General features: G+C 73.7%; 2 protein-coding genes and 2 pseudogenes. All 4 read right to left on the bottom strand.

Annotation, left to right across the window (positions count from 1 at the left end):
- Positions 1–1,220 (bottom strand): beta-ketoacyl synthase N-terminal-like domain-containing protein (locus IE251_RS40290; protein ID WP_373302122.1); only part of this gene is annotated, 1,220 nt, incomplete at its 3' end.
- Positions 1,221–1,283: 63 nt separating this feature from the next.
- Positions 1,284–7,544: a type I polyketide synthase gene (locus tag IE251_RS41605; protein ID WP_229897172.1), complete on the bottom strand. Its 6,261-nt coding sequence runs from the start codon at positions 7,542–7,544 to the stop codon at positions 1,284–1,286.
- Positions 7,541–11,728: pseudogene (locus tag IE251_RS40310) on the bottom strand (type I polyketide synthase); the annotation flags it as partial. The pseudogene IE251_RS40310 and the gene IE251_RS41605, both read right to left, overlap by 4 nt.
- A gap of 132 nt (positions 11,729–11,860) precedes the next feature.
- A pseudogene (locus IE251_RS42370) lies at positions 11,861–12,118 on the bottom strand (ketoacyl-synthetase C-terminal extension domain-containing protein); the annotation flags it as partial.
- Positions 12,119–12,127: the final 9 nt, after the last annotated feature.

Here is a 12,127-nt window from a genome sequence, read left to right on the forward strand (position 1 = left end):
ACCATCTTGATCACACCCGCAACCCCAGCAGCCGCCTGCGCATGACCGATGTTCGACTTCAACGACCCCAACCACAAAGGCCGATCAGCAGACCTACCCCGCCCGTACGTCGCCAACAACGCCTGCGCCTCGATCGGATCCCCCAACCGAGTCCCCGTCCCATGCGCCTCCACCACATCCACATCACCCGCAGTGAGCCGCGCATCGGCCAGAGCCCGAGCAATCACCCGCTCCTGCGACGGACCACTCGGCGCGGTCAACCCATTACTCGCACCGTCCTGGTTCACCGCCGAACCCCGCACCACCGCCAGCACCCGATGCCCACGACGCCGCGCATCCGACAACCGCTCCACCGCCAGCACGCCCACACCCTCGGCCCAGCCCGTCCCATCAGCCGCATCCGAGAACGCCTTGCACCGGCCGTCAGCCGCCAACCCACGCTGCCGCGAGAACTCCACGAACACCGTGGGCGTCGCCATCACGGTGACGCCGCCGGCCAGGGCGAGGTCGCACTCTCCCCGGCGCAGCGCCTGCACCGCCAAGTGCAACGCCACCAACGACGACGAACACGCCGTGTCCACCGACACCGCGGGGCCCTCGAGCCCCAGCACATACGAGATACGACCCGACGCCACGCTTCCGGACGTCCCGGTGCCGAAGTAGCCGCCCATGTCGTCCGTGGCGGTCGTTTGCCCGCTGCCGTAGTCGTGGTACATCACTCCCGCGTACACGCCGGTACGGCTGCCGCGCAGGGTGTGCGGATCGATACCCGCCCGCTCCAGCGCCTCCCACGACGTCTCCAGCAGCAACCGCTGCTGCGGATCCATCGCCACCGCCTCACGGGGTGAGATCCCGAAGAACTCCGCGTCGAACTCCCCCGCCCCATGCAGGAAACCCCCCTCCCGCACATACGACGTCCCCACCGCATCCGGATCCGGGTCGTACAGCCCCTCCACATCCCACCCACGATCCACCGGGAACCCCGACACCGCATCCGTCCCCGCGACCACCAGATCCCACAGATCCTCCGCGGAACCCACCCCGCCCGGGAAGCGACACGCCATCCCCACGATCGCGATCGGCTCGTGAGCCTCCTCCTCGACCCGGCGCAACTTCTCCTGGGTCTCGTGGAGTTCCACCATGGCGCGGCGGAGGTAGTCGCGTAGCTTCGCCTCGGTGGTGGCGGAACCGTTCGGGGAGTCGGACTCGTTCGTGGACACAGTTCTCCTGAGAAGGTGTCGTAGTGCGGTCGTCGCCTCAGGGCGCGTGCATCGGCGGGGTGGTCACTGCCGGAATCCGTTGTCGAGCAGGTCGAACAGCTCGTCGTCGGACGCCGTTCGCAGGCGATTCCCCACCGCCTCGCCCGGATCGACGGGTTCGACGGACTCGATGGACTCGATGGACTCGACGGCTGGGGCGCCGCCGTGACCGCCGTGGCCATCGGGAGCGTCGGTGGCCGGTCGCCCCGGCCTGGTGAGGGCCGCGAGCAGTGCTTCGAGTCGTCGGGTGATACGGCCCCGCAGCACGTCGTCGTCGTTGACGGATGCCGCGAGTGTGTCGTCGAGTTGGTCCTGGAGCCGGTCGAGGGTGCCGAGTACGGCTGTCCCGGGGCCGGGCAGCTGCCGGTCGAGGAACACCGCGAGGGCCTGCGGCGTCGGATGGTCGAAGACCATCGTGGCCGGGAGGCGCAATCCGGTGGCCGCGGCGAGCCGGTCGCGCAGTTCCACCGCCGTGAGCGAGTCGATGCCGAGTTCCCGGAAGCTGCGGTCACGGGTGATGGCCGTGGGGTCGTCGTGTCCGAGCACAGCCGCGACGTCCGCGCGGATCGCCTCGTCGAGTACGGCCGCCCGTTCGGCGCGGGAGGCGCCGGCGAGGCGTTCGGCGAGCGTGGCCGTGCCCCGCCGGCCGGTGCCGGGCGCGTGCGTCGCGGTCGAGACCGACCCGGAGGAGGCAGCGGAGGCAGAGGCGGCAGGGGGTGCGGCGAGGGAGCGCAGCACGTCGGGAATCCGTTCGGGGTCGTCGTGGTCGCGCAGGGCGGCCGGGTCGACCCGTATCGGCAGGAGCACCGTCGCGTCCGCCGGCCCGCCGGCCGCGGCGTCCAGCACGGCGAGGCCCTCGGCGCGGTGGAGGGGAAGGATCCCGGTGCGCCGCAGCCGGGCCGCGTCCACGTCGGTGAGGGTGCCGGCCATGCCGCTGTCCCAGGGCCCCCAGGCGAGGGACACGGCCGGCAGGCCCTCGGCCCGGCGGCATACGGCGAGCGCGTCGAGGTAGGCGTTGGCCGCGGCGTAGGCGGACTGGCCGGCGCTGCCCAGGGTCGCGGCGGCGGAGGAGTAGAGCACGAAGGCGGACAGGGGCAGGTCCTTGGTCAGTTCGTGGAGGTGCCAGGCGGCGTCGGCCTTGGGGCGCAGTACACCGTCCAGGCGCTCGGGGTTCTGCCCGGTGACGACGCCGTCGTCCAGGACGCCGGCGGTGTGGAGCACGGCGGTCAGCGGCCGGTCGGCGGGGATGCCGTCGAGCACGGCGCTCAGGGCGTCGCGGTCGGCCGCGTCGCACGCCACGACGTCGGCGCGGGCTCCGAGCGCGGCCAGTTCACCGACGAGTTCGTCCACGCCGGGCGCCGCCGGTCCGCGCCTGCTGAGCAACAGCAGGTTGCGTACGCCGTGGACGGCCGCGAGGTGCTTCGCCGCGATGGCCCCCAGGCTGCCCGTGCCGCCGGTGATGAGGACAGTGCCCTCTGCGGCGGGCCAGACCGGTGCGGCGGCGGTGCCGGAGTCGGCACCGCCCACGTCGGCACGGCTCACATCGGCATGGTCCACGTCGGCACGGTCCGCATCGGTACGGTCCCCATCGGCGCGGACGAGCTCCGCGGGGGCCGGTTCGGCGGGGCCGGAGTCGACACGGATCAGTGCGGGCCGCAGCAGGGCCCCGTCACGGACTGCCAGCCGGCCGCCGAGAGCGGCGGCCTCGGCCAGGGCGTTCCGGGAGGCGGGGGTGCCGTCGGTGTCGACGAGGGCGAGGCGGCCCGGGTGTTCCGCCAGCGCGGAGCCGAGCAGCCCCCAGACTGCCGCGGCTGCCGGATCGATGCTGCCGTCCCCCGTGTCCACGGCACGGCGGGTGACGAAGGTGAGGCGCCGCTCGGCACGGAGACGCGCGTCGTTCCGGTCCGCTTCGTCCTGGTAAGCATGGCTTTGGGGCGTGTCGTCCTGGTCCGCGTCTCCGATCCAGCGCTGGACGAGGGTGAGGGCCCGCCGGACCGCGTCGCGTGCCGCGTCCGGGTCGGTGCCCGGTGCGCCGCCGAGGTCGACGAGGAGCGGGAGCCGATCCCGGCGGCTCTCCTCGGCCGCCTTGGCGAAGAGTTCCTCGTCGGTGGCGTCGGCCCAGCGTACGGGCATGTCCTCGTGTCCGGGTGCGGCCACGGCCGGGGCGGGCCGGCCCGGGAGGGCGGTCCAGCGCAGCCGGTGCAGCGGCAGGTGGGCGGCTCCCGCGGCGGCGAGGCCGTCGGTGTCGGGGCGGCGCAGGGCGAGCGCGTCCACCGTGAGGACCACGCGGCCGGCGGCGTCGGTGGCCGTGACCGCGACCGTACCGGTTCCCGCGGCGCCGGACGCGGGAGTGATGCGCACACGCAGGGCATCGGCGCCCGGGCCGTGCAGACGCGCGCCGGTCCACGTGAAGGGCACGAGGCCGTGCTCCAGGTCGAGGCCCGGTGCGGCGGCGTGGAGCGCGGCGTCCAGGAGCGCGGGGTGGACGGCGTAGCGGCCGGCTTCGTCGGCGTACCCGTCGGGCAGGCGGACGTCGGCGAAGACCTCGGTGCCACACCGCCAGGCGGCGGACAGGCCCCGGAAGGCGGGCCCGTACCCGATGCCCGCGGCGGCGAAGCGCTCGTACTCGGACGTGATGTCGAGGGGCTGGGCGTTCTCCGGAGGCCATGTGGTGTCGAACGGCGGCCGGTCGGCGGGCCGTTCGTCCGCGCCGGCGAGGGTGCCGGAGGCGTGGCGCGTCCAGCGGCCGTCCCCGGACGCCTCGGACGCGTCCGAGTGGATCTGCAGGGTGCGCTCGCCGTGCTCGTCCGGCGCTCCGAGTGTGACGCGCAGGCGTACCGCCGCGTGCTGCGGCAGCACCAGCGGTGTCTCCAGGACGAGTTCGGAGACGGTGCTGCGGACAGGGCGGGCGGTCGCCGTGACCGCGGAGGCGAAGGCGGAGGCGGTGGCGTACGGGGTGTCGGCGACGTACTGGGCGAGTTCCAGCAGAGCGGTTCCCGGTACGACCACCTGGCCGCGCACCGTATGGTCGGCCAGCCATGGGTGGCTCCGGGTGGACAGGCGGCCGGTCCACACCGTGCCCTGTCCGTCGGGAAGGACCACGGCGGCGGACAGCAGGGGGTGCGGGCTGTCGTCCAGCCCCATCGCCTTCGGGTCGAACGCCGCCGGAGCGTCGAGCCAGTAGCGCCTGCGCTGGAAGGGGTAGGTGGGCAGACCGGCTGCCACCCGGGCTGCGGCGCCGTCGGGGCGGTCCGGCGGGGCCGCCGGCGTGACGGGCACACCGTGGGCGTACATCTCGGCCACCGCGCGGGTCAGGGCGTCCGTCTCGCCGTGCCCCCGGCGCAGCACCGGGACGGTGAGCGGGGCGGCCGTCGCGTCCTGAGCGGTCTGCCGCACGGTGTCGTCGTCGAGGCAGGAGCGGGCCATGGCGGTGAGCACCGCGTCGGGCCCCACCTCCAGGAAGGTGTCGATGCCGTCGGCACGCAGGCCGCGCACGCCATCGAGGAACCGCACCGGCTCGCGCACGTGGCGGACCCAGTGGTCCGGGGTGCACGGATCAGCGGCAGCGCCGTTCTCCATGGTCAGGTTCGACATGACAGGAAGCGTCGGTCGCCGGTAGCGCAGTGCGCGAGCAACTCGTTCGAACTGTGTCAGCATGCCGTCCATGCGGGGCGAGTGGAAGGCGTGGCTGACGGTGAGCCGCTTGGTGTCCCGGCCGCGTGACCGCCACAGGCCGACCAGGTCCAGCACGGCTTGTTCGTCGCCCGAGACCACGACGGACGAGGGGCCGTTGACGGCGGCGAGCGCGATCTCCGCCTCCCTGCCCGCCAGGTACGGTGCCATTTCGGCCTCGCTCGCCGCGACGGCGGCCATCGCGCCTCCGTGCGGCAGTTCCTGCATGAGGCGGCCGCGTGCGGTGACCAGGGCGCAGGCATCGGCGAGGTCGAGGATCCCGGCGACGTGGGCGGCGGCGATCTCACCGACGGAGTGGCCCATGACCGCGTCCGGGCGTATGCCCCATTCCTCGGTCAGCAGCCGGAAGAGGGAGACCTCCAGGGCGAAGAGCGCGGGCTGGGTGTACGCCGTACGGTCCAGCAGTCCGGCTTCCGTTCCGGTTCCGTCGCTGTCCCCGCTGCCGGCCTCGTCCCCGGTTCCGATTCCGGTTCGGCCTCCGGCGCTGCTCCCGCTCCCGGCCCGGGCGGGCTCGTGCCGGGCCTCACCGAACATGACGGTACGCAGCGGCCGGTCGAGGTGCCGGTCCATCTCGGCGCAGACGGCGTCCAAGGCGCGCGCGAAGGCGGGGAACCGGTCGTAGAGCTCCCGTCCCGCGCCCGGGCGCTGGCTGCCCTGGCCGGAGAAGAGGAAGGCTGTCCGGCGCTCGGCGGCCGCCTCTCCCGTGACGACCCGGGCACCGGCGGCGGCCGGCCCCGGCTCCTGTCCGTCGGCGAGCGCCCGCAGTCCGCTCAGCAGGGTTTCGCGGTCCTCGCCGAGGACGACGGCCCGGTGGCGGAAGGCGGTGCGGCGGTGGGCCAGGGCACTCGCCACAGCGGCCGGCTCGGCCTCGAGACCGCTGAGGTGCGTGTGGAGGCGGTCCGCCTGTTCCCGCAGCGCGGCGCGGTTGCGGCCCGAGACCGTCCACATCACGGAGGCCGTGTCGCGGCGGCTGGCGGGGGCGGCGGTGACCGCGCCCGACACCTCGGCCGACGCCTCGGCCAGCTCCACTGCCGACTCCACGGCGGGCTCCACCCGGACCTTCGCCTCGGGCTCGGCCCTGGACTCCGCCCGCCGCTTGTCACCTGGTTCCGCTTCGGACTCCGCTCCCCGGCCTGCCTCGGGCTTCCCTCCCCGTTCCGCTTCGGTCTCCGGGGCGGCGGCGCTCTCCAGAATCACATGCGCGTTGGTGCCGCTGGCCCCGAAGGACGACACGCCGGCGCGCAGCGGCTCGCCGTCGCCGCGGCGCGGCCAGGGCACCGGCCGGGTCAGCAGCTCCACCGCGCCCGACGACCAGTCCACGTGCGACGACGGCGCGTCCACGTGCAGCGTGCGCGGCAGCACGCCGTGGCGCATGGCGAGCACCGTCTTGATCACGCCCGCGACACCGGCTGCCGCCTGCGTGTGGCCGATGTTGGACTTCAGCGAGCCGAGCCACAGGGGCCGGTCGGCGGGCCGGTCGCGGCCGTACGTGGCGAGGAGTGCCTGGGCCTCGATCGGGTCGCCGAGCCGGGTGCCGGTGCCGTGCGCCTCGACGGCGTCGATCTGGTCGGGTCCCAGACCCGCCTGCGCGAGGGCGGCCCGGACGACCCGCTGCTGTGCCAGGCCGTTCGGCGCGGTCAGGCCGTTGCCCGCACCGTCCTGGTTGACCGCCGAACCACGGATGACGGCCAGGACGGGCCGGCCCTCGCGGCGGGCGTCGGAGAGGCGTTGCAGCAGGACCATCCCGGCGCCCTCACCGAAACCCGTGCCGTCGGCGGCGTCGGCGAACGCCTTGCACCGTCCGTCGGCGGCCAGTCCGCGCTGGCGGGAGAAGTCGATGAACATCGTCGGTGTCGACAGCACGGTCGCCCCGCCCGCGAGCGCGAGGTCGCACTCGCCCAGCCGCAGCGCCTGCGCGGCCAGGTGCAGCGCGACCAGCGACGACGAGCAGGCGGTGTCGATCGTGACGGCAGGCCCGCGCAAGCCGAGGGCGTACGAGACGCGGCCCGACGCGACGCTGCCCGCGCTGCCGTTGACGAGGTATCCCTCCAGATCGGCGGGCGTACCGGAGGCCGGCCGGTGGAGCAGTCGGGCGCCGTAGTCGTCGTACATGACGCCCGCGTACACACCGGTACGGCTGTCCCTCACGGTCGTCGGGTCGATGCCGGCGCGTTCCAGGGCTTCCCAGGACGTCTCCAGCAGCAGCCTCTGCTGCGGGTCCATGGCCAGTGCCTCGCGCGGGGAGATACCGAAGAACTCGGGGTCGAAGCCGGCGCAGTCGTCGAGGAACCCTCCTTCGCGGGCGTAGCTGGTGCCCGTGGAAGCGGGGTCGGGGTCGTAGAGCGCCGCCAGGTCCCAGCCGCGGTCCTCGGGCAGCCCGGACACGGCGTCCGTCCCCGTTTCGAGGAGCCGCCACAGGTCCTCGGGAGTCGTCACCCCGCCGGGGAGGCGGCAGCTCATCGAGACGATCGCGATCGGCTCGCGGGAGCCGTCCTCCAGTTGCTTGAGCCGTTCCCGCGTGCTGATCAGCTCGGCGGTGAGCCGCTTGAGGTACTCGCGGGCCTTGTCGTCCCGGGCCCTGTCGTCGCTCACAGTTGCTCCTCGATGAAGGCGAAGAGGTCGTCGTCGCTCGCGGAGTCGAGCCGTTCCTCGACGGCCGCCCGCGTACCGGTGGGGTCCTCGCCGGACCGTGATGGGCCGTCGGTGGCATCGGACGCCGCTCCGGCGGCACCGACCGCCAGGAGCGCGGCCTCCAGTCGCCTGCGGACCACGGCGCGCCTGCTGTCGTCCGCGTCCATGTCCGCCACGGCGGTCAGCAGTGTCTCCAGACTCGACAGGGCCGCGGCTGCCGTGTCCTCGCCCCCGCCGGCCAGGCCGAGTTCCGTGCCGATGTGCTCCGCGACGGCCCGCGGGGTCGGGTGGTCGAACACGATGGTCGCGGGGAACCGCAGTCCGGTGGCGGCGTTCAGCTGGTTGCGCAGCTCCACGGACATCAGCGAGTCGAAGCCCGCGTCCCGGAACGGACGCCCCGGCTCCACCGCGGCGGGGCCCGAGTACCCCAGGACCTTCGCCACTTGGGTCCTGACCAGCTGGAGCAGTTCACGTCCGCGCGCGGGTTCGTCGAGGGCCGCGAGCCGCTCGGCGAGTTCCCCCGGCGTGACGGCCGCCGAGGCACGGGCGTCCTCGGTGGCCGACGCGCCGTGCCGCGCTGCCGCCGTCCGCCGCACCGCGGCCGCCGGCACGAGGGTCCGCAGGAGTACGGGTACGGCTTCGGGGCCGTGGGCCGCGCGCTCCCGGGCCAGGGCCGCCTGGTCCAGCCTCATCGGTACGAGGAGGGCGTGGTCCGGTGCCAGCGCGAGGGCGCGGTCGAAGAGCGCGAGCCCTTGCTCGTCGGGCATCGGGGCAATGCCGGAGCGCCTCATGCGCCGCAGGTCCCGCTCCGCCAGGTGACCCGTCATCCCGGTGGCCTCGCCCCACAGGCCCCAGGCGAGGGACAGCGCGGGCAGCCCGTGGGCGCGACGACGGTGTGCCAAGGCGTCCACGAACGTGTTGGCGGCGGCGTAGTTGGCCTGTCCGGGCCGTCCGAGGAGCCCGGCGGCTCCGGAGAACAACACGAACGCCGCCAGCCTCCGGTCCGCGGTGAGCTCGTGCAGATGGAGAGCGGCATCGGCCTTGGAGCGCAGCACGGAGTCGATACGGTCCGGGTCGAGCGCCTCGATCGCGCCGTCGTCGAGGACTCCGGCCGCGTGCACCACGCCGGTGAGCGGACGCGAGCCGGGGATGCCGGCGAGCACCGAGCGCAACGCGTCGCGGTCCGCCGCATCGCAGGCGACGAGCTCCGGTTCCGCGCCCTGCTCCCGCAAGTCCGCCATCAGCTCGGCGCCCCCGGGGGCCGCGGCGCCGCTGCGGCTCAGCAGCAGCAGGTGGCGTACGCCGTGGCGCCGCACCAGGTGCCGTGCGAACAGGCGGCCCAGCGTGCCGGTGGCACCGGTGACCACCACGGTTCCGTCACCGAGGCGAGGCGCGTCGGCCGCCGGGCCGGTTGCGGCTGGGGCACCGGAGGCACGGACGGTATCGAGGTCACGGACGGCAACGGGCTCACGGACGGCAGCGGGGCTGTCGGGGTCGCCTGCCGGTTCCTGCGTACGTACCAGGGCCGGCGCGTACAGCGTGCCCTCGCGCACCGCGAGCTGGGGCGACCCCTCGGCGATCTCGCGCAGGGCGACCGGGATCGCCGACGCCGACGCGTCGTGGCCGTCCACATCGAGGAGCCCGAAGCGTCCGGGGTGCTCGGACTGCGCCGAACGCAGCAGCCCCCACAGCCCCGAAGAGGCCAGCGCGGGCACGTCCTCGTCCGGGCCGGCGGCCACCGCGCGTTCCGTCAGCACGACGAGCCGGACATCGGCGAGCCGTTCGTCGGCCAGCCACTCCTGGACGAGGGCCAGCCCCTGCCGCAGGACCGCCCGCGCTTCCGCGTCGACGGACCGGCCGGGCAGGTCGTCGGGCAGCCGGTGGGGACCGAAAGCGACCACGACGGCCTCCGGTACGACACCGGCCGCGTCGAGGTCGCGGCGCAGGTCGTCGAGGCCCGCGTACGCGGTGAACCCGGCCGCCTCGGCTTCGCCGCCGTGCGGGAGCCGGGCCTGGAGCCGGTCACCACCGATCAGCGCCCAGCGCACCGGCGGGTCGGCCGGCCGCGCACGGACCGCGCGCCACGCGACCTGGTAGAGAGGGGCAGCAGCAGCCGAAGCACCCAGAGCGGCGGCGAGGCGGTCACGCTCCACGGGACGCATGGCCAAAGCGTCGAGCGAGAACACCGGGGCTCCGGACAGGTCCACGGCCTGGCACGACAGGGCTCCGTCAGCGTCCCGGGCCAGCCGGACGCGCACCGTGTCCGCGCCCGGCGCGTGCACGGTCATGCCGCGCCAGACGAACGGCAGCAGCAGGCTGTCGTCCGGCACCTCGAACAGGCCGCCCGCCATCCACGGCTGGAGCGCGGCGTCGAGGAGCGCGGGGTGGACCGCATGGCGCGGGGCGTCGGCCACCACCCGGCCGGGGAGCCGCACCTCGGCGAAGACCTCGCCGTCGCGGCACCAGACCGACCGCAGGCCGTGGAACACCTCGCCGTACTCGTATCCCAGCTCGGAGAACCGCTCGTACAGCGCTGCCGGCTCGACGGGTACGGCGCCGGCGGGCGGCCATGCCGCGCCGGCCCATGCGTCCGGCGCCGGCCCGCTGTCTCCCTCCGGGCGCCGCACGCCCACCGGGGCCAGCACGCCCACGGCGTGCAGTGTCCAGGGGGCTTCGTCCTCGTCCGTACCGAGGCCGCCGGCTCCGGAGACGCCGGGCTCGTCCGGCTGCGCGTGCACTGACAGCCGGCGCCTGCCCGACTCGTCGGCGTCCGCGACACGGACCTGGAGCCGCACCCCACCGCGCTCCGGCAGGACCAGCGGTGCTCGGACCTCCAGCTCCTCGACCACGGGGCACCCGGCCGCCGAGCCGGCCTGCAAGGCGAGTTCGACGAACGCGGTACCGGGCAGAAGCGCGGTACCGGACACCGCGTGGTCGGTCATCCAGGCGTGGGTGGCGAGGGACAGCCGCCCGGCGAGCATCACCTCTCCCGATCCCGCCGGCCGGAACGCACCGGCGAGGAACGGATGCTCCTGCCACGTCATGCCGAAGCGGGCCGCCGCAAGGTCCCCGACGCCTGCTGGGGAGGTCTCGGCCCAGTAGTGCTGACGTTGGAAGGGGTAGGTGGGCAGGTCGACCCGGCGGGCGGTCAGACCGTGTGCGGCATACGCGGCCTTCCAATCGACCCCGACGCCGTGGACGAAGGCTTCCGCCATCGAGGTCCACAGCCGGCGCAGACCACCCTCACCCTTGCGCAACGTGCCGGTGACGACGATCTCCCGGTCCGGGCCCGTCCGGTCGGCGAGCTCCTGGACTCCGATGGTGAGCACCGGATGGGCACTGGCCTCGATGAACACACCGAACCCGTCAGCCAACAGCAGATCAACCGTCTCCGCGAACCGGACACGCGAGCGCAGATTGCGATACCAGTAGCCCGCGTCCGTGCGCACCAGCCGGCCCGGCTCCACGGTGGAGTAGAACGAGATCTCCGGCTCCCGCGCCACCACCGGCGCCAGCAGATTGGCGAGTTCCGCCTCGATCGCCTCCACCTGCGCGGAATGCGAAGCGTAATCCACCGGGATCCGACGAGCCCGAACGCCGTCGCGCTCGCAGGCTTCCAGGAACTCGGTTATCGCGTCGGCGTCTCCCGACACCACCGTGATCGCAGGCCCGTTCACCGCAGCGACACCTAGACGGTCCGACCAACCGGACAGCCGCTCCTCAACCACGTCGGCGGGCAACGCCACCGACGCCATCCCACCCGCACCCGCCAACACCCGCCCGATCACCTGCGAACGCAACGCCACCACCCGCGCCCCGTCCTCCAAACTCAACGCACCGGATACAACGGCAGCGGCGATCTCCCCCTGCGAATGACCCACCACCGCATCCGGCCTCACACCCGCGCTGGCCCACACCTCAGCCAGCGACACCATCACCGCCCACGTCACCGGCTGCACCACATCCACCCGCTCAAGCCCCTCACCCGAGCGCACCACCTCCAACAAATCCCACTCCACCAACGGGCTCAGCGCGGCAGCACACTCACCCATACGAGCCGCGAACACCGGTGACATGTCGAGTAGTTCGGCGCCCATACCGGCCCACTGCGTCCCCTGACCCGGGAACACCAACACCGACCGGCCCACCGAACCAGCCACACCCGACACCACCGGGGTCTTCAAACCCTCCAGCAGTTCCTCACGCCCGGACGCGACCACCACCGCCCGGTGACCGAACACCGAACGCTGAACCGCAGACCACCCCACCTCGCCCACACCCAGCCCGCCATCGGACTCCACCAAGGCGGCCAGACGCCCCAGACCTGCGTCCAGAGCCTTCGTCGAAGCACCCGACAGCACCACCGGAACAGGGTGTTTGACCGGCCCAGACACCGCCGCAGCACCCCCCGGTTCCTCGGGGGCCTGCTCCAGAACCACATGCGCGTTCGTTCCGCTCACCCCGAACGCCGACACCGCCGCCCTGCGCGCACGCTCCACCACCGGCCACGCACGCGCCCGCGTCAACACCTCCACCCCACCCGA

This window comes from Streptomyces eurythermus (genome assembly GCF_014649115.1).
Lineage (GTDB): Bacteria > Actinomycetota > Actinomycetes > Streptomycetales > Streptomycetaceae > Streptomyces > Streptomyces eurythermus.